This is a genomic window from Dolichospermum sp. UHCC 0315A, from assembly GCF_008121535.1.
GTDB lineage: Bacteria > Cyanobacteriota > Cyanobacteriia > Cyanobacteriales > Nostocaceae > Dolichospermum > Dolichospermum lemmermannii.
This window is the reverse complement of sequence record NZ_CP043056.1, coordinates 80,651-106,156: the sequence shown is the minus strand read 5'-3', so window position 1 is coordinate 106,156 and position 25,506 is coordinate 80,651. Positions and strand designations below refer to the sequence as shown.

The following is a 25,506-nucleotide window of genomic DNA, read 5'->3' as shown; positions in this document are numbered from 1 at the left end:
TTATCAATAAGGACTATTTAATCTCAATAATGACCCAAAAATTCGCATTAACGTCTACTTATTGACAATGATTTAAACCATCACGATGACTCTGAAAAAATCAATCAAACGATAAATACCGATTCCTTCGTTTATACACAAAAATTTTACATCTGGAGTTGAATAGCGTTTGATTTCAGCACCTTTAAGTAAAGGCTTCACAATGTCATAATTGAATTGATAAAGTTTACCTGTTTGTTTTGAGTAAAGTTTATCTCCTTGTATTTCTAATATATAAACTGGATCAGCACTTGTTTGTAATCCAACAAATATATCTGAAAATTCTGATAATAGAGGAAAAGAATTAATTTTATCAAAAATTATTTGCAAATTCTGAGAACCTAACAACCATGTTTTTTCTTGAATTCTATCGTATGAAATATTATCAAACTTAATTTTAGACAGATTTTTTAAATAACTTGTTTGGTTAGATTCAAGTTTGACGTATTTAAAAAAGTTCTTTTTATTTTTAGATAACAAGAAAATTCCAGTATATGTAATTACAGAATCAAAAACTTCCACATCTGTTAAATCTATGAATTTTTCTAGTAATGTATTTTGATAAATAAATTCTTTCAATTTTGTACCATAGTCGGTTTTAATAAACTTTGTAGGATTAATAAGGCAAATATGTCCACTTGGTTTCATTAAATCATCAACTGCTTTTTCAACAAATAAGACATAAATATCATAATTTTTAAATGCAGTCTTGTATTTACTTTTAAAATATGTAGATGATTGTTTATCTAATTCTTGAATACGAATATAAGGAGGATTACCAATTACAATATCAAACCCCACATTTTCCACAACTTGCTGATTCATAACTTCAGGAAAATCTAACTTCCAATCAAAGAAATTAAGAGACTCATCAGGATGATTTTTTAATTGTTTAAGTTTCTGAATATTTTGTTTCCAACCAAGAGTTTGCAAATAAACCTCAGTTTGCTTAGTTAAAGTTTTACCCTTACCAGTGGGTTTATCTTCCATACCTTTAGTTTTAATCATCAATTGTAATTGACTTATCAACAAATCAATTTTCAAATCACGGATATCAGCAGCTAATTTTTTCTTATCGCTATCTGGACTAAAAAACTGCATTTGTTTATCACTAATTTTCCTTAAAATTGCTTGAGGTTGGTAAACATCAACTAAAATACTTCCTTGTGTAACATCTTTCATTTCCCAATCAATATCAATAATATCATCACCAAACTACTACCCACCACAATTTTATAATCAAGATTAGGTAATGCTTTGGGTTCAGGTTCATCTACTATTAAACTTAACCAAAAACGCAATCTAGCAATATCCACAGCACCGCGTTCAATATCTACCCCATAAATACTATTTTGGATAATATTCAACTTCACATCCGAAGCATTAAAATTAGTCGTATTCCCGAATTCAAAAGTATGTAGAGTTTGTTTTGCGGTAAATATTTCGTGTAACAAACCCATAGTAAAAGCACCCGAACCAATAGCAGGATCACAAATCTTTACATTATCCAATGCAATATTCAAATGTCTGAACCATGATTTAGAGGATTCCTTTGATTTGCTTGATTTTTCGAGAATATCTAGATTGATTTCTTTCTTTTTGATGAATTGTGTAATCAATTCCTTTTGAGTTTCTTCTATCAAGGTAATCCCTAAATCAGAAAAATCATAGTTTAGACAATAGGTATTTAGATATTCAATCAAACTTTCTTGACACATATAATGGACAATTTCTTTCGGGGTGTAATATGCACCCTTATCTTTATTATCTTCTAGCAAATTCTCAAAAATATGTCCCAACATTTCCGGGTCAACAGCTATGGTATGATCATAAGGATCATCTTCATAAATAGTAAAATTATACTGATCAAAAAAGTTAAAAAGATTTGCAAATAAATGATCATCAAAAATTAAACTGCGATATTTTGGATTATCTTCCTCAAATAAACCCCCATTTAAATAGGGTATTCTACAAAGTTTATTTTCACCAAGTTCAATCAAATCATCAGGACGTTTTGCATTTAAAGTATCAAAAAATAGCACAGATAAAAAATCTTGATAAAAAAGTTCCTTATGGGTAAAATTCTGAAATTGATTAGTTAAAAAATGATGATCACCTTTTCCCCAATCTTCATTTTCTGGTACACCCAACCAGCCTTTTTTCTGGATAAAATATAAAAAGACAATCCTTCCTAATAATTTTTTACTAAAATCACGAATAGCTTTTTCATCACCCTTAAAGATAGTTTGAGAAATACCAGGTTGGGAAACCATATATTTACAAAAACCATCATAATGCTTTTTATATTCATCAAAAAATGTTTTAGAAAGTTTCTCTACAGAAAACGCTTCTTTGACATCATCTAAACTAACTTTATTACCTTTATTAATAATCCGTTCAAACCGTTCTACCGCAGTTCTGGTACTTTCACCCTCACCTAATATATAAGTATAGCGTTTAGGTTCGGTTTTAATTTGAATAAATTCACCCTCTGCGTCATAACCCGTCAATTCAGAAACGTAAGTAAACCGCCAATTTACACTTTCTGGATGATGATAAACAATAAAAGCAGCATCAATATTTTTCCAATATTTACGCAATAAATTTCTTAATCCTACCCGATTACGTTCTAAAATAATTCCATCTGCTAGAGTTACTTCATAAACTGCAATTTGTCTCTCAATACCATTTTCATCAAGTGATATATAGCCTAATTTTTGAGCATTAGCAGCAACATGATGATCAATAACTGTCAAGTTTTCAGGAGTTGATAATAATTGCACATTAGCAAATGCTTGTCCCAAAAATTGCTTCCATGTAGCTTGATTGTAACGTTGATTAAATAGGTCTTGAATTTGTTGTTTTTTCATAAATTTTCCTAAAATTATTCAAAAGATTCAGAAATGATTAATACTGGTTTCTCAACCTTTCTTTTGTCTCCTTTTTGGACATTGGATGAATCTACACTATATTTTTGGGCAATTTTATCAAGTTCTAAAATAGCAGTATCTAATTTTAACTTTTTCTTTTGCAACTTGTCAACATCAGCGGGTAAATTAGTGTATTTTCCTATATCAATTAGAGTGATAATTTTCTTAATATTTTCCCTTTGTTTTTCCGTGATTTTAGGATGATTAATAATTGAGACAGGAACTTTTTAGCATTTTGGGCTACACTACCTAACGCTTCTGGATCTATTTGTGATTGTACCAACTTATGTTCAAGATTTTCAAAATGTTCAATAGCTTGATTCACATGATCATGATGATTAGTAATCAATTCACAATTTTTTTCATTTTCCTCAGCTTCAAATATTTTAAATGCTGCTAAAGGTGTAATTTCTTTGGGTTGGTTATTACTATCTATCCAATAAAATTCAAACTTTTTATCCGTCTTTAAAAATGCAATCGTACCATTTTGTAAATCAGGTTTTTTAATTGTGGTGGAACTTCTTCCAACTCTGGATTTTAACGGAATTTTTTTGATTTTATCAAACCAAGCTTGATGTTTTTTTCTAAAGTTGCGTAAAAAGTACAGAAATTTTAATCTTTCGTCTTGTTCTTCCTGATAATTTCCGCTAAAAAGTTTCACCTCATCTAAAATTTCATCAGTGGAAAATACTTGATTATCCTCCCCAAATGCAGTATGAAAAGCCTGAATTTTCATAAAAGCAGTTTTGTTTAACTGAATTTGTGAATCCCCTTGTGCTGAGGGATAAAAAACATAATTATAAATCGCATTTGCTTTTGTACCAATCCGATTAATTCGTCCAATTCTCTGCATTAATTTAGTTGAGTTCCAAGGTGTATCATAGTGAATAATCACATTAGAACGATGTAAATTTACACCTTCGGCTAAAACTTCTGTAGTAATAATAATGCTGTAATCATTCACTTGTTTATCTACCGCACAATTAGCATCAAAATTAGTAACAATGGTATCATAAAGCTGTTTTCTATTTTCACTAGAAACTACTAATATATCTTTTCTAAATTTATCTTTTAAAGCCTGTGATAAATAATCAACAGTATCTTTTGATTCGGAGAATATAACTAATTTACCTTCTAAATTGGTTTTCTTATCAAAAAATAGGTTATTTAATTTAGCAATAAATACATCTAATTTTGGATCATTTTCTATAGCGTTCCAATCTTTTACCAATTCTTGTAAAATTTGAGAATCTTTCTCTAAACTCTCAATAAAATCAGGTTTAAAATCCGTGCTTTTAAAAGTTTGATTTTTAAGATTTTCTTCACTTAGTCTCTCAATTTCTTTTTCAATTTCTTCCTCACTCCAACCTTTATCTAATAACTTATTAATATTGGTATCAGGTGCTATAAATATCTTATCATTAGCAAACATAGTAATCATTCTATCTGTAGCTTGTTGAAAATTAGTTAATGATTTTTTAAAAGCATAAAAACTACTTTCTAATCTTTTCACTAATTGGGTTTTCATGATAAATGCTAAGGATTTAGAAACCGTTTCCGCATTTTCATAATACTTACTTTGAATTTCTGGATTTAAACCCGCTATAGCTTGATAACGACTATATGTAAGTTGTTCTTTACCAGTCAGACAAATCACAGTTTTATGAAATAACTCATTTAATTTTTCATCCATGAGATATTCCACTTTTTGCGGTGGTTCTACTTGAGGAAATATAATTCCTTGTGCTGCTAAATCTGATTTATATTCAATAATATTTTCTAAATCTGTTCTAGTTCTTCTAATAGTAATAGGTTCAATTACCTTGGTTCTAATTTCTCCATAAATCATTCTCAGTTTATTAACATCTAATTCTTCAAATCTTTTCAAACTTTTATACTGTTCCATTAAAGGATTGAAAAAAGCAGTTAAATTTGTAATTGGTAAAGTTGACTGTCTAGCGTCTTGAAACATTTGGATTTGATAAAAAATGTCATCTGGACGATTATTTAAAGGTGTCGCAGATACTAAAATTACTTTTTTCTGATTACCGGGAATCAAACCCTGATTTACTCTGGGACTTTTACAAATTAATTGCAAGTTTTGAAAAGCACCAGTTTTATGGTGACGAAATTTATGGGCTTCGTCAACTATCACTAAATCATATTCTTCCTTGTTCCAATAATCTTGATGTTGTGTTAATATCTTATCAAGACTACCATTAGTGATAAACTTGGTATATTTGTCAATATTAAAATATTTGAAAGTGTTTTTCCAGTTCTTTTCTACTGCTGGAGGATAAACAACTAATATTTTAGTATTATTTCTGCCATTTTCCATTAAAAACTTTTTAGCTACCATAGCTGCAATTACGGTTTTACCTAATCCCACCACGTCAGCTAAGATAAAGCCATTGTGCTTAATCAACATATTAAAACCTTGATTTACAGCATCAACTTGATAAGAAAGTTTTTTAAATTTTTCGGGTAAATCACCAATGGAATCAGCATCATAATTAATATTATCACTAAAATATTCACTTAGCAATTTTATATATAATTCAAAGGGAGTGGTTTCTGCATTCAAATAAGTTTCTTTAGTGATATCTTTAATATCAACTGGTAATATATCAACAGATTCAACCCAAAGTTTCTCAAATTCTGTAGTCGCAAATTGGACATCATCATATTCTGTTAATTGCACATTAAACTCATAATTATAAAAATTGCCCCCACCAAGACCGGCATCTGTGAGATTAGAAGAACCAGTTATTGCTGTAGCTGGTGTATGTTGGTTAAAAGGTTCAGGACGTAAAATATAAACTTTCGCATGAATCTTTTTTTCTGGATGTGCTTTGACTTGAATTTTGCCTTGAATTATGTCATCAATAAATTGTAAAATCCCTTGTTCAGTCTCTTGATCATAATTAGCATTTTCAATATCTTTTTGAATTTCCTGAATAAAATCTGCTCTTGTCCTTTCCTCATGTTTAAAAAATTCCAGTCCAGATTTTTGAGCATAAGCCAGCATTTTATCAACATTAATTCCTACTAATATTCTAATCTGGGGAACTTTGTCTAAAAACGGTCTAATTCTAAAATAACCAGATGCTCTAAAATAGCCTACCAAAGCATCAAAATATTGAATATTAGGATTATATGTAAACACTCCTTCAAACTTCTTAATTAGGGTATTTTCTTCGCTATTAGTGAAAAATTTTGTTGACATATTTATGTTTAACTGTCCAAACTATGATTTTTAAGATTATTTTGATGAAGATGAGAAAAAACGTCCAAACTATGATTTGTAGGATTATTTTGATAAAGATGAGGGATTCATCATAAAAATCATCAAAATCACAAAAATCATAGTTTAGACATTAATTTAAAACTGCTCTAAATACTGTTCCTTTTTGTTCAATAAAGAGATAAATTCTTAATAAGCAGTTTTTGACATATTTCCTGTATATTTATTCCTAGAAATAAATACCTATTGTTGTACAGCAATAGTTAAAGAAAACAAATTCTCTAGTCTTTTTTTTCACAAATCACACAAGATTAACAAAAGATTAATATATGATTTACGATAACCGCACGGAAGTAAGAAAAGTTTTAATTATCACCCTACTGCTTAACGTATTTGTCATGGGCTTAAAAGTCCTTGTGGGTCATTGGACAGGTTCTTTAAGTTTGCTGGCTGATGCTTTACATAGTGTGACTGATAGTGCCAATAATGTCTTAGGCTTAGTTGCTATTAAGTTTTCTTCACCATTGCCAGATCGAGAGCATCCTTATGGGCATAATAAATTTGAAGCACTAGGCGCTTTGGGGATAGCTGCATTTTTAGGAATAGCTTGTTTTGAAATTGTCCAAGGTGCAGTAGAAAGAATTCTCAAAGGTGGCGAACCTGTAAAAGTATCACCTTCAGAATTGTGGTTATTACTGATTGTGTTAGGAATAAATATTTTTGTCGCCTTTTATGAACGGAATGTGGGAAAAAGAGTAGGTAGTTCCATTTTAATCGCTGATGCTACCCATACCATGAGTGATGTTTGGGTGACAATCTCCGTTATTGGTGGTTTAATTGGTGTGTGGCTGGGTTATCAGTGGTTAGATGTAGCACTAGCTTTCCCAGTAGCTTTACTGGTATTTTGGAGTGGTTGGTCAGTTCTAACCGAGAATTTGCCCTGGCTTGTGGATCAAATGGCCATAGCCCCGGAAACTATTCATACAATTGCAGTTTCTGTCCCCGGTGTAATTAACTGTCATGATATCGCTTCCCGCGGTGTCATTGGTCGTCAAGTGTTTATAGAAATGCACTTAATTGTTGATGCACCAGATGTAGAAACGGCTCACAATATCACAGAAGAAGTTGAAAAACAACTAGAACAACGTTTTCATCCTGTGAGGATTTTAATTCATGTTGAGCCACCTGCATATCAATCTGAGCGCATCACCTTTGAAGCCGAACAAACATAATTTGGTAGCAAATAATTTTATTTTTCCAACCGCACCGCATACCACTGTAAATATTCTCCAGGACCCACATCTAAATTACAACTTGTATCCAGCAAATATTGTGCTTGTTCGCTAACAGACTCAAATTTTTGCACATCCAGCGGTAAATCCGCGAATGCAATTTGTGATAAAGTTTTTTCCAGCTTGATTAATAATTCCGCCACTGTCAGAAATTGTTCTGGTTGATTTGTTTCCAAAACAACAAAATCGTCCTGCTGATACATTAATTGATTTGGCATTTTTAGTAATTAGTAATTTGGTAATTTGGTAATTGGTAATTGGTAATTGGTAATTGGTAATTGGTAATTGGTAATTGGTAATTGGTAATTGGTAATTGGTAATTGGTAATTGGTAATTGGTAATTGGTAATTGGTAATTGGTAATTGGTAATTGGTGATAGTTTTACCACTGACAACTGACAACTGACAACTGTACGGGCGAAGCATTTGGAGAACTATTTTTGGCAATGACCGATAATTTATCTTCCAAATGCTTCGCCCCTACTGACAACTGACAACTGACAACTGACTAAGATGGATATACTGGCATTGTAAAATGAAACCATGCACCACCGTGGGGAGATGAATCTACCCAAATTTGACCGTAATGGGCGCGGATAATGCGTTGACATAAACAAAGACCAATTCCATATCCATCTGTACTTTGATCACGTTGGAGACGGAAAAGATTCTCAAAAATGCGATCGCGGTTTTCTTCGGGAATACCAGGGCCTGTATCACCAATCGTAAATTGCACTTTTTGGCTAGTGCGATGGAGTCCCGCCACTGTAATTATGCCACCAGACGGTGTATATTTGATGGCGTTATCTAAAAGATTAACCAGGACTTGGCGAATTCGTTCAGGATCAGCATAAACAGAGGGTAAATCTTGGGGAATATCTGTTTCTACCGTTTGAGATTTAGCAATATAGCGATCGCTCAATTCCTCTAATACCTGTAAACAAATTTCCCCTAATTGTAACTTTTGTGGTACGATTGGCAATTCTGTATCGTCACCCCGCCCAGCTTGTAACAAATCAGCAATCATCCGATCAATGATCTTGGTTTGCGTCCGAGCCTGTTTTAATAAATGTATAGCCAAACCAGATTTCAGACGTTGAAATCCCCCTGTATCTGGATTGTAATTAGATTGAAGAGTTTCAATAGCGATCGCCGCAGCCGTGAGAGGATTACGGAGATCATGTGCTAAAATCGCAATTACTCGGTCTTTAAACAGTAGCTGTTCTTGCAGTCTCTCCTTTTCCTGCTTCAGACGAAAAATTTCATCCCCTAGTTGAATTGCCTCGGCCGAAGTAGCAACAGAATGAATGGTAGATTTAGGCGAAATCACCTGACTCTTTTCATCCAAACATTCCTGTTTATCTGCCTGTAATTTCAAAAAAGTGCCAACAGCGTGTTGCCAACGCGGCCACCAAATTTTTAATTGTGGAATAATATTAGTACCAGCAATAGTTTGTTGAGGTTCGGGATGAATCTTAACTAGAGCAGGGGTTGCTACTAACTTAAAATGTTCCGCTAAATAGGGTTGTTGTCCAACATCAATAATTTGTAGTTCAAAACTATACCCAGCCTCTAATTCTTTTAAATAAACCCGAATTTGCTGCACTTGTTGACGAGACTGAGGCCGTCCATCAACAAATAGCAATAACTGGAGAGGAGCTTCAGCATAAATAGGCTGATCCTGGGAAACTTGCATGACATCTTGTTTCAGCACTGGTAACAACCTGGGGACGCTTTACATAGAGTAAAATGGACTAACGTTGCTTAATGGCCGTTGTTTTTCTAATTTAATATCTATTTTAGATTCTTCCTACTCCAATTCGATCTAGGTTTTTGGGTGGAAACGGATTTTTTCGGAATTTTGCTGCCATTTGCTCTTACTTTTACAGCTACTAGGCTTCTAGTCAGGAATTGTTGAACCTATCGTCACCTCCTTTCGCAATTATTTACAGAACCCAAAAAATAGCCCTAGTAGTTTGTCAAGATAAAAATGATGGACTGTAGTGTGAGCGTCTCGCTCACGCGGGGAAGATGCTCTAGTGTGAAAGCATTAAATCATCTCTAAGCCGTCCATCAATTCTTACAAACAGCCGCAGAGTTGCCTTATTCCCAGCTTACCACTTCAAACCATTGGCGAAAACTTTCTATCAATTCCTCAAAACCTATAGTCGCCGCTTTTGGCGTTGCAAAGCAATATTTTATTAACCACAAAAAGTATAAATTTAGACTATATTATCATTTACGTAACTGGCACATTGGTAGGGTGCGTCAGACTGCATAAATCCTGCAAATAAACAAATTATTGATATCTGACGCACCCTACAGTTGTATTGCATCCAACCGATAACCGCTATAGACGCTCTCGAAAATAAAGCCGATATAAATCACAAAGACATTGTACTTCATTTCCTTTAAATTCAATTAACCCCAAACTGCGTAATTTTAAAGCTTGAGTAGAATCTATTTGAATAGGAATATCACTATTAATTACTTGCTGCATTGCCGCTTTTAACAACTTATCTTTTTCTAATTCAGAAACATAGAAATTTAAAAACTTGCCATAAGGACTTTGATTAGTGGGGGCAATTTCCAGAAATTTTGATAAAGTGAAATTACCCTTAGCAATTTCACCAAGTGCAGTTGTTAATAAATAAGGATGACCATCAATCATTTCTTTTAATTGGTTTATTTCTGTATCTGAAAAACTTAAACTGTATTGTTTAACTAATTCCTTTATTTGTGTAGTGTTAAATTCCGCGATTTCCACAGACAAACCCACATTAAAAGGAGATTGATTAAGATTTATAGAAATATCAACTTCTTGAGAATGGGCAATTACTAACCGTAAATTTTGCCAAATTTCTTCAGTTTTTGCCTTTTCGTGCCAAGCTCTTAATAAAGCAGAAAATTGTTGAGTAATTTCAGGATAAGGGAAAATTTCATCAATATTATCTAAACCTAATACTAAGGGACTATCAATAGCTGGTAAAATATATTTTTTTAAATAATTAGTGCAGTTATCTTGATTACCAAGACGACTACTCCAAGATTTCTCTATTTGGTCTTCTATTCCTAACTCTAAACTCAGAATTGCACAAAACCGCTGTAAAAAAGTTTTGAGGTCAGTCAGATTTTCCTGACTCCATAAATTAATAGAAACTGTCCGATATCCTTTTTGTTTAATATGATGGAAAATACGACTTATCAAATATGTTTTACCCATTTTGCGCGGAGATTTAATGCGGATTAATGCCCCTGGTTGTACAATATTTTGATAACAGTTATTTTCAATTTCTGGACGTTGGATATAAAAAGAAGAAATATGAGGTGATTGATTTTCTGGTTCTTCAGGAATATTTAACAACTGTTCTTTAATAAAGCGACTCACACCTTTATAAACTAAATTATCCGGTGATTTTGGTTTAGTGATAGAAATATGATCATCATCTGTTGCGGTAGGTTGCACATCTTTAATGCCTGGATTAGCACTATCCGGATCTACAACTAAAACTATTTTAGTCGGTTTTGTTTCATAATAAACTTTTGTAGTAATTGCCATTGCATCAACATTTTGCCGATACCATTCATTCAGTTGACGCAATTGAGGAAGATGGGATTTTAGTTCATCAACACTAACAGTAGTTCGTGCAAGAGTACCAATATTATTAATTAAATTAGCCAAATGAGATCCAGTATGAGGAGTGGATAAAAAAACAATACCTTTAGTTTGTTTAATAACTGATTGTCTATTAAAAGTTTGAGCATTTCTTAGCATTTCTTTGACTAATAAACCACCCATACTGTGAGTAACAAATATAATTGGATATTTGCCAATATCATTAATTGTTAAATATTCTAATAAATTACTAGCACGGTCAAAAAGTGGCATTGTTGCACCTTTCCATTCAAAGGGTGCAGCATTATAACCAAAAGACCAAATTCCTAAATCTGGTCGTTCTTGTGCTAACCACATTAACCAGAAGTTATCATCATTTGCTAATTCTTGAGGATGCCAAGTTGACCTTGCGTGACCACCTAAACCGTGAACAAAAATTATATCTCCCTTGCGTTGGAGGTTTTCACATCCTGAGATTTTGATTAAACCTGTGATTTCTGGGGATTCAGGTTTTGGGGTTTGACCGAATAATTTACGAAGAAAGCTGAAAACCATACTAATAAAGACAATTAGTTTATCAGTAATGAATTATATCTTACTTTTGGTATAAAACAAACAAAACCCAAGATTTTATCTACCATCCTTGCTAAGGGATACTTCGTAAGTTTACTCACATATTCCCCAAAAGTGATCGTTGACAACAATCACTCAGATTCCTCACCTCGATAAGATTGGCGACTGTGGCGAACATGAAGAATTGCGACAACATCTTCCATGACTACAAACAAAACTCGATATTTTCTTTTTTTTCCGATCCATATTTGCCGAACCTCACAACCAATAACTTTGGATTCTGGTGCTTTGCTACAGCGATTAGGAAAGTTTTGTAATGATGCGATAGTATCTTGAAATTCATAGTACCAATTGTTTGCAATTTCAGGACTCAGATTATCGCACATCCAACGATAGGAAGTTTCTATTTCTTGAAAGGCTGTAGGTTGAATAATAACTTGATAATTCATGAGCGAGGAGGAATATTAAATTTGTCTTCTAGGGTTGCTAATGCCTCCTCGGCAGGAATTCCTTGACCTTGCTCAAACTCATCTAGTCCTTTACGAATACCTACTATTGCTTCAAGGTAATCAATTCGCTCTAAGAGTTCTTGATATATGCTTGAGGGATGTTTTGGATCTGTTTTCAGTGATTGCAAAAAACTAAATAAATCCTCTAGGATTTCATTGGGGGTGTTGTCAATTTCTTGTAAGAGCAATTCTTTGATAGTCATTATTGTTAATCGCCAAATTTACATTTCTATTAGCTATTCTAAATCATTCATGAGAAATTGAACAAGCTCTCCACATTCTCTAGAAACGATATCTTCGGTTAGATTCGCTTATGCAGCATTGATAAAATTTTGTGCTAGTTCAATGTTATTTTCTGCATAAAATTTGACGGCTTCTGAGTATTCTGTTAAAGCCGCAGGATGAAAGTTATATTTCATTTTTCTAAAATTCGTCTGACTTGAGATAAAGCTATTTCTCCAGGAATTGACTCAACGGTATGATTATGAATTTCGTCACGGCGTTTTTTAGCTTCTATATTCCATAGATTTTGGGTGTTTTCATCAATATCAGATTCTAGACTTTCCATGAGTCTTTCTACTAAAAATACTCTGGTAGCATTGGGTAAAGATAAGGCTTCTTGGATTAATTGCTCAACTGATAGCATGATGATTTATTCCAGTAAAATGTAGCAGTCATCTAATGCCACGACCAAAGCGCGACTTCATACTAGGATACCGTTGTCATACTAGCACGAAATTGTGCTATAATTTTACTAGCTACCTAATTCTTAACATTATTGCCTTATGAACCAACCCATTCCTACAATTAATACACGACTGCTTGACTCTCTTTCTCAAATTATCCTTGCACTTTCTCAAGAAGAATATCAAATCTTAGTAGAAAAAATTCAACACTCTCGACTAACGGAACACCAGAAAACACAAAATATTGAATCCTTAAAACAGGATATAGCCGCAGGTATTCAACAACTCCAAAACGGTGAATATACAGAATACGATGAAAATAATTTATCTACTCTCATAACTTCAATTAAAGAACGAGGTCGGGAACGTTTACAAGGAGAAATATCTGAATGAATCACTTTCGGATTTCAAAACTAGCAGAAAAAGATTTAGAAGATATTTGGATTTATCTCGGTCAACAAAATGAAATATTAGCAGACCAAAAAATCGCACAAATTTTTGATAAATTTCCGATGTTAGCTCAATTTCCTAATATGGGAACGAAAAGAGACGAACTACAAACAGGAATTCGTAGTTTTCCTGTTAAGCCATATATTATATTTTATATTCAAGATTCTGCAAGTTTAGAAATTGTCAGAATTTTTCATCAATCTAGAGACATAGAAAGTCAATTTTTAAACGATGATATGTAGTTAAAAAGTATTAGTTTTGTTGGGTTTCACTTCGTTCTATCCAACCTACGCTAAGAGGATGTTTTAAAAGTTTTTAATGTGTAAACAGACCCCTCTCCAAACCTCTCCCCTACTAGGGGAGAGGCTTTAAAACCCCCATTCCCTTGTAGGGAAGGGGGGAAGGGGGGTTAGGTTTTTGGAGATTATGGGTTTCATATAATACTTTTCAAACAACCTCTAATATATGTTTTCATCCTGTAAATCCTTAAATCCTGGACATCCTGATTCAGACAATTTCTGAGAGCCTATTCTTTCGTGGAAAATGAATGCTTAACAAATCTTAATAATACTCTGAAAGCCTTACCTGATAAAATCTACAAGTCTCCGCAAGAAGAGAGGAGTAAACGTACCCCGAATAATCCCCCCGATAATATTTCATATTCAAAGACCCAAAACGACGGTAACGTACCCTCACGTTTATACGTAGTTAAATCTTTTTCTTCCCATAAGGGTAGTTCATCATATCTCATCCAGTCTCCCCCTTCCTCTTTCCCCTTTTTCCATCCCACCTTTTCGGCAAAACTATTATACCCTTCATCGCTCCATTTTGTAAATACTCCCTTTTTCCAGTCAAAATCTAAAGAATTACCTGTTTCCAGATATATCCTTTTTTGGACGCTATAACCGAATTTTTTATCTGAGTTTTCTAACCATAAATTATCTACTTTTCGTAAATCATTACAGTTAAAGTTTTTAATATTATTTAATTCTAAATAACCTTCTTTTTCTCTTTTAGCTGAAACCAAAATAAACTCCCAATTTTTTGAATCTGCATCTTTCCATCTATTTTGCTGCATTAAATAATCTAATTCAGCTAATAAATGTGCTTTTAAAGATTCATAATAAACTGTATTTGTTTTCTCCAAATCATTAAGCTGACGATAAAGATTAGCGACAATATCAGCATTACCGTTATAGAGAATATTGAGATCTAACTTAAATAAATCAATATTAGATTTTAACTGAGATTTGAGAAGATCATATTTCTCTAATGCCGTTTTGTAATCAGCTAAAGCCTGATTTTTTTCTTTTATTTTCGCTTTTACATAGTAAATATAAACTAAGGTAGCTAAATAACTACGGTCTTTATTATCAACATTATTTTCTTTTGGTAATTTTTCAATACTTTTTGTAAAATCTTCTTTGGCTTTCTTATATTTTTCTTCCCAGGTGGGATTTTTATCCTGTTCTGTTTTTAAGGATTCATACCCTAAAACTAAAGAACTATCTAATAAAGCTTCTTTAAGTTCTTGATTTTTGATTTTATCTTGTAAAACCAAGCCAGCAATATTTAAAAATTGATTGGCTTCATTTACTTGATTTTTTTGTTGTAGTTGAGAAGCGACTGCTGATAATTCCCGAATCTTAGAAACATTCTGTTCCATTTTAGAAACATTTTGTTTTGCTATAAATGCGGTTATGCCAAAAAACACAGCAAAGGATACACTAATAGATAAAACTAATCCTCCTGTTTTTTTAGCAATTGCTAATTGTCTTTCTGCTTCTTGTTTAGCTTCAGCTTCAATTTTTATCGCTTTTTCTTCTTGTTCCTGTGTACGACTAGCTGCTAAAAATTCCTTATCTTCAAAACCTAAACTTTTATCCTTTACCCAAGTTTCTGCTTCTGCTAAAGCTTCCCCTCGCAATAATCGAGATTTATCCTGTTTACCTGATAACAACCACTGTCGAAAATTCTCTGCATAAGGACGTAAACTAGCTAAAGTTTTTTCAATCCATAAACCATCAAAAATCGTCTGATAAATCTGATTATAAACTTTTAATTTACCATTCTTTTTAACAACAATTCCCGCTAACTGTAAATCACTTTGTTCAATACTATTATCAGTATCAATTCCTTGTGAATGCCAAATTTGTTGATATAAATCTAATAAATACGCTGCTTTATTTTCATCTCTTTTTAAGATTCTATCCCGAATGGTTCTAAAATGTTCCGGTTCATCTTGAGCTTCCCAATTTTCAATTACTTTATTTTTAACTAAATTTTCTACAAAACTAGCTTCTTCTCCCGTCGGAATTTCATCTTTAGATTCACAAATAAAATTACAAACTTTCTGAGTTAAAAATGGCTGTCCTCCCGTCCAATCTAAAACCGCTTTGAGTACAGTTTCAGGATTTTTAGTTTGGTGAGAAAATCCGGTTATTAAAGGTAAAGCTTCTGTAAATTCAAATCCTGTTAATTCAATCCCTTTACCAATATTAAAAGGAGTCCGTTTTTTATCTTGAATTAATTCTGATGGTGTAGCAACTCCCAACAATACAAAGTTAATACGGTTATATTCAGAATTGTCAACTCTTTGATTAAAAAAGGCACGAATTAAAGCAAAGAAATCATCAACAGGAAAATTCAAACTGAGAATACTATCAATTTCATCAATAAAAATTACTATTTGTGTAGGAACTAATTTTAAAACTTGATCAATAAACTTACCAAAAACCTGCACATTAGAAAGTCGTTTATTTTCTTCCCATAAAGCATCTAAATCAAATTTATTCTCTAACTTTAAACTTTCAGAAATATGATTAATAATGCCATTATACCATTGTTCAGAATTTAGCCCTGATGTGCCAATAGCAGTTAAATCAATAGCCACACAAGCAATTTCTTCAAGTTGTAATCTTTGCATGGTGCGAACTCGCAAACTTGATTTACCCATTTGTCGAGAGTTCAAGACAAAACAAAACTCTCCCGCTTTCACGGCTTGATATAAATCCTCATCTGCTTTGCGTGTGACGTAGGTGGGTGCATTTGGAGGAAGACTACCACCAAATTGATATTGATAATTTTGGGAAGTCATGGTTTTATAATCAATGGATAATAGTAGAGATGTTCCATAAAAAGTCTCTAAAAAACTTCTAGGATATGCACATTTAATTTATAGAGATGTCTAATAACGTAAGTTGCTAGTTAGGGAAATTGTCAAAAATGGCTAACGCCACGCTTCGCTATCAGGATTTACAGGATTTAAGGATGAACAGGATTAAGACTGATATTTTATCACCAATTACCAGCTTTAACTAGATAACTAGCAACTTGGGTTGATAACTAGGATATATGAAACACATAGATGTGTAAAGGTTTAGCTTAACCGACAGAAGCCCCACGTCTGACCCGATAGGGCAGCGGGGGATGAATGGCGCGTGAATTGACGACGGTTTTCCGACCAACGCGACAGCAAGGAAGGAAAACATGGAGACAATTCCCAAAATTTGTGTTATGAATTGAATATCTCGGCAAGGCGAGAGAATAGCGATAACCAAGCTAGATACATGATCATTTTTGTTGATTAACCTTGATTTTGCCTTTGGAACGAGGGGTCAGCCTATCGCCTTAACATAAGTCTTGTTGTTCTCGAAGAGCAAAAAGCTGTTAACTGGGTAGGAAGCCTATACTTACCCGCAAGGGAAGTGTAGGTAGTTCACACTAAAAACGCATCCCTTCTTCCAGCGAGTGAAAAAGAAACCAAAAACAGTCGGTTTTAACCGACTTTAACTTTAAGACAGGGAATTTACTCCCTGGCTGACTACCAAGCCCCAAAAATGCTAGTGTAGAAGGTGAAAATCAATTTGTGATTTCTTTGTGTTTTCCCGTAACTACCCTGCTGTATTCCTGAGTTTAGCTGTTTTACTATCCTTAACAGCCTGTGCTAACAGTCAATCTGCTAAAAACCTAGAACAATCATTAGCGGCTGACCCTCAGTTGCAAAATAATCCTGTTCCCTTTGGCAAATCTCAGAGTCAGCAAATAACACCAAACCCCAACACATCAACAATTAAATTACCGGCTGATTTTCCCGCAGATATACCCATTTATCCCAACGCCAAACTAGAGGAAATTACACCAGCTAATTCGGAAAATAAAATATCAATTCGGTGGCAAAGTGCAGATCCTAGTAATTTAATTACCAGCTTTTACCGCCAGCAATTTCAGGCTAAAAACTGGCAAATTGTCCAACAGCCTCAAGATGATGTAGATGGGGCTTTTTCCGCCCGACGCAATGATCTACTCATCAATGTCACAATTAAACCACAAACCGTCACCAAAGCTGAACCCAATCAACCGCAAACTGCTACTAAATTAGTAATTGAATATTCATCTAATTCTAAGGACACATCAACTAACCCAGTTACACCAGCAGATAATTCTGAATTTATCGGTCCAGTATTACCTAAAACTGATAATACTAACGTAGTCACCCAGCCAACCCTACAGCCAACGACCCAACCGGAAACCTTAACAACTCAGGAATTCAGTGATATTCAGAAAGCACCACCCGAATGGCGATCGCACATTCAAGATTTAGCTACATTAGGTATTTTATCCATTGAACCGAAAACCAACGAATTTCTTCCTGATAAAATTATCACCCGTCGGGAATATGCCCGCTGGTTAGTTGCAGCTAATAATGCCATGTATGCGAATAATCCAGCCAAACAAATCCGGTTAGCATCCCCCAGCACTCAACCAGCTTTTAGGGATATCTTAACTAAAGATCCAGATTTTCCAGTCATTCAGGGATTAGCCGAAGCAGGTTTAATTCCCAGTGCTTTGTCTGGAGATGCCACAGCGGTTTTATTTCGTCCTGATGCACCCTTGACGCGAGAGCAATTGATTTTATGGAAAGTTCCTTTAGATACTCGCCAAGCCTTACCCGCAGCCAATTTGGAAGCCGTTAAACAAACTTGGGGTTTTCAAGATGCAGGTAACATTGAACCGAAAGCATTAAAAGCAGTTTTAGCAGACTTCCAAAATGCTGAACAATCAAATATTCGCCGAGTTTTTGGTTATACAACCTTATTTCAACCCAAAAAACCTGTAACTCGTGCTGAAGCTAGTGCAGCTTTATGGTATTTCGGTACTCAAGGCGAAGGAATATCAGCAACGGAAGCTTTAAAATTAAGAAGTTGAATTTTATTTTAGATCAAATAAACATTCGACAGGCCGAATAGCCTGTCATATTTACTTGCTAATTCTTGACTTTACTTTTCGGGTTTAGTCGTTGGTGTGGCTGTTGGCTTAGCCGTTGGTTTAACCGTTGGTGTGGCTGTTGGTTTAACTGTTGGTTTAACCGTTGGTTTAACCGTTGGTGTGGCTGTTGGTTTAGCCGTTGGTTTAGCCGTTGGTTTAGCTGTTGGTTTAACCGTTGGTGTAGCTGTTGGTTTAACCGTTGGTTTAGCTGTTGGTTTAACCGTTGGTGTAAGTAAGTCGGCCCAATAAAATCGATATATGTTTAGTTTTGTAAAAACCGTGAAACACCCTATTTATAAGGTATTCGTTAATTTATATTTCGTTACATAGATTGATTTTTTAACGCCGACCTACTTAGCTGTTGGTGTAGCCGTTGGTGTAACCGTTGGTGTAGCTGTTGGTGTTAGTTTATCAATGATGTTCTTAACTTCTTCATTTAGTTTTTGGCGAAGTCGTAAATCAGCAATCCCAGTTTCTGAGAGTTGATGTTTTTTCTGGTACTCCTTTACCAACTCTTCTAACTGGGGACTGTAGAATTGATCACGGGGAAGTAGAGTTTTTGGTTTAAGTACAGTATTCAAATTAGCTTGCAGAATTTCGACGATCTTCGCGGCTTGATCTTGGGTTTTGGGGCCTACTTTCCCGTCCACCTTTAACTTGTAGGCTGTTTGAAATTGATTGATAGCCTTTTTAGTTTCCTCATCAGTCAGAGGATCTTTGGTAACTTTAACGTTATAACCCAACCCCCGTAACACAGATCGGAATTCGTCCGGCGTATAGTTGCGCTGACGGGCTGCAAAAGCTATGTCTGAAGCTACAACACTAGCTGCTACCATACAGGTTAAAGCTATAGTTACTCTAGATTTGTCGAAACTACACCACATCATAAAAACTCCTTGGGATTAAATCCTTGATATTAAGAGACTAACAGGTAATTTTGAAGTTTTTTTAACCTCTGGCTTCATAATTAATGATTAATTCTGATTAATTTGACTTTGATTGATTATTAATGGGTATAAGAAAAATTACTATTCGACATCTGCTAATAGTCTCAATTCTGAAAAATCTGTGTTGCTACTTGTTTATACCAACATACTTTAATTTTAGCAATATTTAGTCACTCCTCAACCTACCTAAAACTGGGTTTCAAACTGATGCTACTGTATTTCATAAACCCACAATTTACCACATATAAGAAACCATGAGTAAATTAAAAAATTACCAGCGAAAAAACCTATGGTTTGAAAGGGTAATGGCAATTACCGCCACTGCTAACTTAGTATTAGTTTTCTTTGATTTAAGTTACGTACCTTGGCGAGATTTTTACTTCCGCAGACTTCCTGAACTAACTCGTTTATACGATCCAATTAAAGGTATTGAACCTCATCGTGATACAAAAAAATATTTAGAAGCAGTAGCTAGATTGGAAGTACAGGTAACTCAAACAGGCTTAATCTCACCGCAAGTCAAAGCCAAATTAGCAGACCTTCGTTTTCTCAGCAAAGAAATGATTGAAACTAATCCTTTTGCCGGTGCGGGAAAAAGTGGAACTCTAGAAAAAATCAAAAACCGAATGCGGGAACGCGTCAGTAAAGAATCTGCAAAAGGTGCATTTAATACTTTTTGGAGTCAAGAGTATTTATCTAAACATGGTTGGAATCAGGAAATAGACTTTTTCAACCAGAAAATTCGTCCGGGAATTGCCAAAAACTATTATCGTAAAATTGGTGAAAATGGGGAATTCTTGAATAATTTTTGGATAATTGATTTACCATTTGTCGTTTTATTTGCTATAGAATTATTAGGACGTACTTTCTTCATCAAACGTAGATATAGTCATTTAAGTTGGTTCGAGGCAATTCTCTGGCGGTGGTATGATCTATTATTACTAATACCAATTTGGCAATGGTTACGAGTCATCCCAGTGACCATAAGACTAGATCAAGCCAAATTAGTTGATTTTTATGTAATTAGACGGCAAATTCATCAAGGTATTCTTGCCAATTTTGCCGAAGAAATTACAGAAATTGTCGTAGTACAAGTAATTAATCAATTTCAAGGTTCAATTCAACGAGGTGAAATTACTCGTTGGTTATTAGAATCAGAAAATGTGCGTTCTTACATAGATATTAATAATATCAATGAAGTCGAAGCAATTACTGGATTGTTAATTAAAACTCTTGTTAATCAAGTATTACCAAAAATCCAACCAGAAGTAAATGCCATTTTGTGCCATAGTATTGAAATCGCTTGTCAGCAATTACCAGGCTATAGTAATATCCGCATGGTACCAGGATTAGGTAAAGCCCAAACACAAATTAGTCAACAACTAGCCACCCAAATTACTAATAATATCTATGCTGCTTTAGCTAGTACCATCAAAGATCCTGTCGCGGCAAAACTTTCCACTCAGCTAATAGAAAAATTTACAACTTCATTCACTTCAGAAATTCAGAAAAAACAAGTTCTGGTAGAAATTCAAAGTTTACTAAATGACTTTTTAGAAGAAGTTAAAATTAACTATATTCAACGTTTATCCCAAGAGGATATAGATAAAATTTTGGAAGAAACTAGAAAAATGCGAACGGAATCATCCAGCAGTTTATCTATTCGTCAATAAAACATTAGCCAATAGATAGATGAAAATTATCAGAATTTTTGCCAACCTGGAATCAATAGGCATCCCAAAGCATTTCTGATAGCTTGCGTGGCGTAGCCATACAATATTAAGTAGTGTAGGGTGGTATTTCCCACCCTAAGTATATTTCAAAAATCAAATAGGATTCCTATAGACATAGTTATCATTCATTAAAACCATGAATAAAATCATAGATGCGGATATTAATCAGATTGATATCAGATCATTTTTGGAAGAGATAACTCCCGCACAAGCAGAAACTTTATGTGGTGGTTATTGTCAATCATCACAGGATGATCAAGATGCGTACATGAATGATATTGCTGAGATTATCAATAATGCCAAAAAACAAACTCAAGGTGTAGATAATAAACGCAGTAATCAGAAGATTAATACCATAGATAAATCCAAAAAAACTTACCTGAATGGAGTAGAGATACCCCGCAAGGGAAAAACCGTAGTTATATCCTTTTGAATTTTACAGCACTTCCCGGTGTTATGAGGTACATATCTAGCGGGCAAGACTTGTACTGAGCTTGTCGATAGCGCAGCGTGGCGTTAGCCATAGTATGCCCGCACTACAATAGTTTCATGATTCAACTTTGTACCTCATAAGAGCGGAAACCGCTGTAAATGTGGATTTAACAGGCTAATTTAGGTACATCATTGGCTTTATTGAGAATAAATAAACTTTCATCTCCCCCACGGCCAATTCTTAAAGTTTCATCTAAGTAAGTAATATCGAGAGTGGCAATTCTCCCTTGAGGATTATTAGCTGCTACAACTTTAAATGGATTTAGTTGAGGTGTGTTAATACCGACAATTTTTTCAATAGCTAAATAACGTTTATCAAAATAAACATTGATGCGTTTATCTGCTGTATTTGATATATCTATGGCAGGTTCAAAATTAGCTGTTACTTTCACATATCCTGATATTAAACCCAGAGGATGTTGCACTTGAGCTAGATTAAAAAATAGTTTATCGGCAATATTAATTACTTGATAAACTTTACCTATTTGTAATCCCAATGGTAGAGAATCTAAAGAACGGATTTCTCTAGCTGTGGAGTATTGCAGTTGCCAAGCACCATCTAATAAATCCGTAGCATGGAGAAGAGGTTGAGGGTTAGGATTGAGACTTTCTAGTTCTGTTGTTAATTGTTCAATTTCCTCAACTAAACTTTTATCAAGCTTTAAATTAGTAAGAGGATAACCATCACTGTTAATTTGATTTTTTTTGATAGTTGCTTGTAATTTCTCTTTCAAAAGTTGATTATTCATGAGATGAAATATTTGTATAAAACTTTTTGTAAATTATTGGCACTGGTACGAGTATATCTTATATTCCCAAATAAATAACCTGGCAGTTATTATCAACTACCAGGCTTTTGATTACTCAAAAATTATGTTATGGAGAAATTACATAATACCCCAGAAGTGGAGAAAGCCTTTACCAGAAAATAGTTCAATCAAAGCTGCTGCTGAAAAACCAATCATTGCTAAACGACCGTTCCAGATTTCTGCTCCCGGTGTAAAACCCCATTGCCAAGCGTTGCGATCAGTTGCTACGGGTGTGTTAGATGTTTTTGTTGCATTAGTCATGATCAGCACTCCAATTAGGATTTACTAAGCTTTGTTGTCTTATGTAAATAAATATAACAGTTTTTTTGCAAAAAAATAACATTTATTTACATTTTTTTTGCGATTATATGTATATGAGGATCTTATGCTTAAACCACGTGGTCTGGTTCTAAAGCACAGGGATACGCCGAATCCCCCGTTTCTACCTGAATAGTAGAGTGTTGAATCCCGAAATGGTGTTCCAGTTCCTGAGAAACTTCCCATAAAAAAGCATCACCAGGATAGCCTTCTGGCATGACTAAATGAACTGTGAGTGCGGTTTCTGTCGTACTCATAGCCCAAATGTGAAGATCATGAATTTTCAACACCCCAGGACATTCAATTAAGTAATTTTTCACGGCACGGAGTTCAATTCCTGCTGGTACGCCATCAAGTGCCAAATTTACGGAGTCTCTAAGTAAATGCCACGTCCCAACCACGACAACAGCCACCAGCACTAAGCTAACTAAGGGGTCAAGCCACAGCCAATGGGTGAATAAAATCGCAATTCCAGCTACCACCACTCCCAAGGATACCAAGGCATCAGCAGCCATGTGTAAAAATGCTCCCCGAATGTTTAAATCACTTTTGCGTCCTGACATAAACATGAGTGCAGTAGCAGTATTAATGATAATGCCGACCAGGGCAACACCAATAATAGTTTCTCCCGATACTGGACCAGAATCATTAAAGCGGCGAATAGCTTCCCAAGCAATAGCACCCATAGACAAAAGCAATACCACAGCATTTACTAAAGCCGCCAGAATTGAAGAAGCCCGCAATCCATAGGTATAGCGGTGGCTGGGAGGACGACGGGCTAGGGAACTTGCACCCCACGCTAGGAGGAGTCCCAAGACATCACTTAGGTTGTGACCCGCGTCAGCAAACAAAGCCAGAGAGTGTGCTAAGTAGCCATAAGTGGCTTCAACAATGACAAATCCTATATTCAGTGCAGTCCCAATGGCAAAAGCCCGGCTAAATGTGGCTGGGGCGTGACTGTGATGGTGTCCATGTTCGTGGTGATGATGATGGTCGTGGTCCTGTGTCATAGTGATGAGTTGGGAGTAAAGAACTAGATAAATACTATGGTTGGTACATTGCTATTGAACCTGATAGCGGTATTTTAGTGCGTTCTACTTAATATCACCGCAAATACTGTACTTCCCAATCTTCAGATATATTGAAAAAAAGAACTCATATAAAGCTAAAATTTAGAATACATGATAATTATAAATTCATAATTAATAACATTCAGTATATGCCTATTATACCTAATTTATTTAATCAATTCTTGAAAACGTTCATCTTCCCGAATAGCATCAAAATCTGAATCAGTTTTTGCCCATTCTCTAACTTTAGGATGCAAATTAATTGCTGTTTTTAGGTTTTCAATTGCTTGTTCAATATTACCTTGCAGGGAATAACTACAAGCTTTATTGTACCAAGCTTCGTGATCATCAGGTTTAAATTCCACAGCTTTGTCGTAGGAAGATATGGCTTCTTCATACCTGCCTAATTTACGTAGGGAAATGCCCCGGTTGTACCAAGCTTCGTGTTTATCAGGTTTAAATTCCACAGCTTTGTCGTAGGAAGATATGGCTTCTTCATACCTGCCTAAATTACCTAGGGAAATGCCCCGGTTGTACCAAGCTTCGTGTTTATCAGGTTTAAATTCCACAGCTTTGTCGTAGGAAGATATGGCTTCTTCATACCTGCCTAAATTACCTAGGGAATAGCCCCGGTTGTACCAAGCTTCGTGTAAATCAGGTTTAAATTCCACAGCTTTGTCGTAGGAAGATATGGCTTCTTCATACCTGCCTAAATCATCTAGGGAATAGCCCCGTTTGTTCCAAGCTTCGTGATAATCAGGTTTAAATTCCACAGCTTTGTCGTAGGAAGATATGGCTTCTTCATAATTTTTTCTAACTCTTTGCAAATAACCTAATTCAAAAAATAATTCAGCTTTTTGTTCATTATTTATTTCATGTTCAATAATATCTATAATTTCTAAGATTTTCTGATTTGTTTCTTCATTGGTTAAATTTGCATATTTCTCATAAGTTCCTTCTTGAATAATCCGTGTAGCTTCTTGTTCTAGAGTTTTTGAATCTAAAGGAAAATCAAATAAACCAGAACGCCAATCAAAGAAATCGGGGGCGCGGTGAATAAAATATTTAATTGCAAACTGCGGTAATAAAAATATAAAACAAATATTAAAACTATCTCTAAACCGTTCTCGTTGTTGGTTGATATTAATTAAAAACGGTGGTACACTTTCCCAACTATAATGATGAGTTTGTCGACTATTCCAACCTACTAAAGTTTTGGCTTCTTCGTATTTATAGAATGAAGACTCTAAGCCTGTAATAAATAATATATTGATATTGTTTTTGTTAGGTAATTTATCAACTACTTCATATAAATTCGTCACATCTTTATCTAATTTGATAACTTCTATATTTTGATCATGAATATCTGCTTTCACTTGACTAATTAATTGTTCACCTTCAGCCGGAGAACAACGCACAAATAATATACTAAAGCCGTCTGTAAACTGAAGTGTACGAATAAAGGCTTGATATTCTTCATCTTTTTCTATTGGTAAATCTTGATCCCAATCAGTGAGTTTAAGAGGCATTG

Annotated in this window: 23 protein-coding genes; 6 read left to right on the top strand and 17 right to left on the bottom strand. The window is 34.4% G+C overall.

Annotation, left to right across the window (positions count from 1 at the left end; translation table 11 throughout):
* Window positions 1-72: 72 nt before the first annotated feature.
* The 3 genes from BMF77_RS00500 to BMF77_RS00490 all read right to left on the bottom strand — a co-directional run bounded on the left by BMF77_RS00500 (window position 73) and on the right by BMF77_RS00490 (window position 6,195).
* Entirely contained in the window at window positions 73-1,221 is a 1,149-nt protein-coding gene (locus BMF77_RS00500) for an Eco57I restriction-modification methylase domain-containing protein (protein ID WP_148759799.1), read from the bottom strand.
* Complete coding sequence (locus BMF77_RS00495) at window positions 1,218-2,909, bottom strand: hypothetical protein (RefSeq protein WP_148759797.1); 1,692 nt, start codon at window positions 2,907-2,909, stop codon at window positions 1,218-1,220. Before BMF77_RS00495 ends, BMF77_RS00500 begins: the two co-directional genes overlap by 4 nt.
* A gap of 208 nt (window positions 2,910-3,117) precedes the next feature.
* Window positions 3,118-6,195 carry a helicase-related protein gene (locus tag BMF77_RS00490; protein WP_148759795.1) on the bottom strand — a complete coding sequence of 1,026 codons (3,078 nt, stop codon included), beginning with the start codon at window positions 6,193-6,195 and terminating at the stop codon, window positions 3,118-3,120.
* Window positions 6,196-6,542: 347 nt separating this feature from the next.
* Between BMF77_RS00490 and BMF77_RS00485 the strand changes: the two genes are divergently transcribed.
* Window positions 6,543-7,445, top strand: coding sequence for a cation diffusion facilitator family transporter (locus tag BMF77_RS00485; protein WP_148759793.1), 903 nt, complete (start codon window positions 6,543-6,545; stop codon window positions 7,443-7,445).
* Between the two features lie 17 nt (window positions 7,446-7,462).
* Here the strand turns inward: BMF77_RS00485 and BMF77_RS00480 are convergent, their stop codons facing one another.
* The 7 genes from BMF77_RS00480 to BMF77_RS00445 all read right to left on the bottom strand — a co-directional run bounded on the left by BMF77_RS00480 (window position 7,463) and on the right by BMF77_RS00445 (window position 12,848).
* Window positions 7,463-7,723, bottom strand: coding sequence for a chlororespiratory reduction protein 7 (locus tag BMF77_RS00480; RefSeq protein WP_015078241.1), 261 nt, complete (start codon window positions 7,721-7,723; stop codon window positions 7,463-7,465).
* A gap of 9 nt (window positions 7,724-7,732) precedes the next feature.
* Entirely contained in the window at window positions 7,733-7,930 is a 198-nt protein-coding gene (locus BMF77_RS00475; protein ID WP_148759791.1) for a hypothetical protein, read from the bottom strand.
* 82 nt (window positions 7,931-8,012) lie between these two features.
* Entirely contained in the window at window positions 8,013-9,218 is a 1,206-nt protein-coding gene (locus tag BMF77_RS00470) for a histidine kinase (protein WP_210422272.1), read from the bottom strand.
* A 636-nt stretch (window positions 9,219-9,854) separates the two neighbouring features.
* Window positions 9,855-11,675, bottom strand: coding sequence for an AAA-like domain-containing protein (locus BMF77_RS00465; RefSeq protein ID WP_148759789.1), 1,821 nt, complete (start codon window positions 11,673-11,675; stop codon window positions 9,855-9,857).
* Window positions 11,676-11,824: 149 nt separating this feature from the next.
* Window positions 11,825-12,142, bottom strand: coding sequence for a type II toxin-antitoxin system RelE/ParE family toxin (locus BMF77_RS00460; RefSeq protein ID WP_148759787.1), 318 nt, complete (start codon window positions 12,140-12,142; stop codon window positions 11,825-11,827).
* Window positions 12,139-12,405, bottom strand: a complete 267-nt coding sequence (locus BMF77_RS00455; RefSeq protein WP_148759785.1) for a prevent-host-death family protein — start codon at window positions 12,403-12,405, stop codon at window positions 12,139-12,141. Before BMF77_RS00455 ends, BMF77_RS00460 begins: the two co-directional genes overlap by 4 nt.
* Before the next feature lie 212 nt (window positions 12,406-12,617).
* Window positions 12,618-12,848, bottom strand: coding sequence for an addiction module protein (locus BMF77_RS00445; protein WP_148759783.1), 231 nt, complete (start codon window positions 12,846-12,848; stop codon window positions 12,618-12,620).
* A 139-nt stretch (window positions 12,849-12,987) separates the two neighbouring features.
* On the opposite strand from BMF77_RS00445, the gene BMF77_RS00440 reads away from it, so the two are divergent.
* Together BMF77_RS00440 and BMF77_RS00435 are read left to right on the top strand one after the other, a co-directional pair.
* Entirely contained in the window at window positions 12,988-13,281 is a 294-nt protein-coding gene (locus tag BMF77_RS00440; RefSeq protein WP_015078248.1) for a hypothetical protein, read from the top strand.
* Window positions 13,278-13,580, top strand: a complete 303-nt coding sequence (locus BMF77_RS00435) for a type II toxin-antitoxin system RelE/ParE family toxin (protein WP_148759781.1) — start codon at window positions 13,278-13,280, stop codon at window positions 13,578-13,580. Before BMF77_RS00440 ends, BMF77_RS00435 begins: the two co-directional genes overlap by 4 nt.
* Before the next feature lie 353 nt (window positions 13,581-13,933).
* Here the strand turns inward: BMF77_RS00435 and BMF77_RS00425 are convergent, their stop codons facing one another.
* Window positions 13,934-16,435 carry an AAA-like domain-containing protein gene (locus tag BMF77_RS00425; RefSeq protein WP_148759779.1) on the bottom strand — a complete coding sequence of 834 codons (2,502 nt, stop codon included), beginning with the start codon at window positions 16,433-16,435 and terminating at the stop codon, window positions 13,934-13,936.
* 782 nt (window positions 16,436-17,217) lie between these two features.
* On the opposite strand from BMF77_RS00425, the gene BMF77_RS00420 reads away from it, so the two are divergent.
* The gene (locus BMF77_RS00420; protein ID WP_148759777.1) at window positions 17,218-18,546 is read left to right on the top strand and encodes an S-layer homology domain-containing protein; all 1,329 of its coding nucleotides are present in this window, start codon (window positions 17,218-17,220) and stop codon (window positions 18,544-18,546) included.
* 71 nt (window positions 18,547-18,617) lie between these two features.
* Here the strand turns inward: BMF77_RS00420 and BMF77_RS27580 are convergent, their stop codons facing one another.
* Complete coding sequence (locus tag BMF77_RS27580) at window positions 18,618-18,866, bottom strand: PT domain-containing protein (protein ID WP_246863184.1); 249 nt, start codon at window positions 18,864-18,866, stop codon at window positions 18,618-18,620.
* Window positions 18,867-18,956: 90 nt separating this feature from the next.
* Window positions 18,957-19,493: a peptidoglycan-binding protein gene (locus BMF77_RS27575; RefSeq protein WP_246863039.1), complete on the bottom strand. Its 537-nt coding sequence runs from the start codon at window positions 19,491-19,493 to the stop codon at window positions 18,957-18,959.
* 314 nt (window positions 19,494-19,807) lie between these two features.
* On the opposite strand from BMF77_RS27575, the gene BMF77_RS00410 reads away from it, so the two are divergent.
* Together BMF77_RS00410 and BMF77_RS00405 are read left to right on the top strand one after the other, a co-directional pair.
* Complete coding sequence (locus BMF77_RS00410; RefSeq protein ID WP_148759775.1) at window positions 19,808-21,226, top strand: hypothetical protein; 1,419 nt, start codon at window positions 19,808-19,810, stop codon at window positions 21,224-21,226.
* 196 nt (window positions 21,227-21,422) lie between these two features.
* The gene (locus tag BMF77_RS00405) at window positions 21,423-21,719 is read left to right on the top strand and encodes a hypothetical protein (protein WP_148759773.1); all 297 of its coding nucleotides are present in this window, start codon (window positions 21,423-21,425) and stop codon (window positions 21,717-21,719) included.
* A 166-nt stretch (window positions 21,720-21,885) separates the two neighbouring features.
* Here the strand turns inward: BMF77_RS00405 and BMF77_RS00400 are convergent, their stop codons facing one another.
* The 4 genes from BMF77_RS00400 to BMF77_RS00385 form a co-directional block, all read right to left on the bottom strand.
* Entirely contained in the window at window positions 21,886-22,527 is a 642-nt protein-coding gene (locus BMF77_RS00400) for a PAP/fibrillin family protein (protein ID WP_148759771.1), read from the bottom strand.
* 138 nt (window positions 22,528-22,665) lie between these two features.
* Window positions 22,666-22,848, bottom strand: a complete 183-nt coding sequence (locus BMF77_RS00395) for a chlorophyll a/b-binding protein (protein ID WP_148759769.1) — start codon at window positions 22,846-22,848, stop codon at window positions 22,666-22,668.
* Window positions 22,849-22,976: 128 nt separating this feature from the next.
* Entirely contained in the window at window positions 22,977-23,915 is a 939-nt protein-coding gene (locus tag BMF77_RS00390; protein WP_148759767.1) for a cation diffusion facilitator family transporter, read from the bottom strand.
* Between the two features lie 227 nt (window positions 23,916-24,142).
* Window positions 24,143-25,504, bottom strand: a complete 1,362-nt coding sequence (locus BMF77_RS00385; RefSeq protein WP_148759765.1) for a tetratricopeptide repeat protein — start codon at window positions 25,502-25,504, stop codon at window positions 24,143-24,145.
* Between the last annotated feature and the right edge of the window lie 2 nt (window positions 25,505-25,506).

What these genes read in the sequence shown, in the direction of transcription:
- BMF77_RS00500 (WP_148759799.1), bottom strand. Translation starts at nt 1,221, where the DNA reads ATGAAAGATGTTACACAAGGAAGTATTTTAGTTGATGTTTACCAACCT.
- BMF77_RS00495 (WP_148759797.1), bottom strand. Translation starts at nt 2,909, where the DNA reads ATGAAAAAACAACAAATTCAAGACCTATTTAATCAACGTTACAATCAA.
- BMF77_RS00490 (WP_148759795.1), bottom strand. Translation starts at nt 6,195, where the DNA reads ATGTCAACAAAATTTTTCACTAATAGCGAAGAAAATACCCTAATTAAG.
- BMF77_RS00485 (WP_148759793.1), top strand. Translation starts at nt 6,543, where the DNA reads ATGATTTACGATAACCGCACGGAAGTAAGAAAAGTTTTAATTATCACC.
- BMF77_RS00480 (WP_015078241.1), bottom strand. Translation starts at nt 7,723, where the DNA reads ATGCCAAATCAATTAATGTATCAGCAGGACGATTTTGTTGTTTTGGAA.
- BMF77_RS00475 (WP_148759791.1), bottom strand. Translation starts at nt 7,930, where the DNA reads ATGCTTCGCCCGTACAGTTGTCAGTTGTCAGTTGTCAGTGGTAAAACT.
- BMF77_RS00465 (WP_148759789.1), bottom strand. Translation starts at nt 11,675, where the DNA reads ATGGTTTTCAGCTTTCTTCGTAAATTATTCGGTCAAACCCCAAAACCT.
- BMF77_RS00460 (WP_148759787.1), bottom strand. Translation starts at nt 12,142, where the DNA reads ATGAATTATCAAGTTATTATTCAACCTACAGCCTTTCAAGAAATAGAA.
- BMF77_RS00455 (WP_148759785.1), bottom strand. Translation starts at nt 12,405, where the DNA reads ATGACTATCAAAGAATTGCTCTTACAAGAAATTGACAACACCCCCAAT.
- BMF77_RS00445 (WP_148759783.1), bottom strand. Translation starts at nt 12,848, where the DNA reads ATGCTATCAGTTGAGCAATTAATCCAAGAAGCCTTATCTTTACCCAAT.
- BMF77_RS00440 (WP_015078248.1), top strand. Translation starts at nt 12,988, where the DNA reads ATGAACCAACCCATTCCTACAATTAATACACGACTGCTTGACTCTCTT.
- BMF77_RS00435 (WP_148759781.1), top strand. Translation starts at nt 13,278, where the DNA reads ATGAATCACTTTCGGATTTCAAAACTAGCAGAAAAAGATTTAGAAGAT.
- BMF77_RS00425 (WP_148759779.1), bottom strand. Translation starts at nt 16,435, where the DNA reads ATGACTTCCCAAAATTATCAATATCAATTTGGTGGTAGTCTTCCTCCA.
- BMF77_RS27575 (WP_246863039.1), bottom strand. Translation starts at nt 19,493, where the DNA reads ATGATGTGGTGTAGTTTCGACAAATCTAGAGTAACTATAGCTTTAACC.
- BMF77_RS00410 (WP_148759775.1), top strand. Translation starts at nt 19,808, where the DNA reads ATGAGTAAATTAAAAAATTACCAGCGAAAAAACCTATGGTTTGAAAGG.
- BMF77_RS00405 (WP_148759773.1), top strand. Translation starts at nt 21,423, where the DNA reads ATGAATAAAATCATAGATGCGGATATTAATCAGATTGATATCAGATCA.
- BMF77_RS00400 (WP_148759771.1), bottom strand. Translation starts at nt 22,527, where the DNA reads ATGAATAATCAACTTTTGAAAGAGAAATTACAAGCAACTATCAAAAAA.
- BMF77_RS00395 (WP_148759769.1), bottom strand. Translation starts at nt 22,848, where the DNA reads ATGACTAATGCAACAAAAACATCTAACACACCCGTAGCAACTGATCGC.
- BMF77_RS00390 (WP_148759767.1), bottom strand. Translation starts at nt 23,915, where the DNA reads ATGACACAGGACCACGACCATCATCATCACCACGAACATGGACACCAT.
- BMF77_RS00385 (WP_148759765.1), bottom strand. Translation starts at nt 25,504, where the DNA reads ATGCCTCTTAAACTCACTGATTGGGATCAAGATTTACCAATAGAAAAA.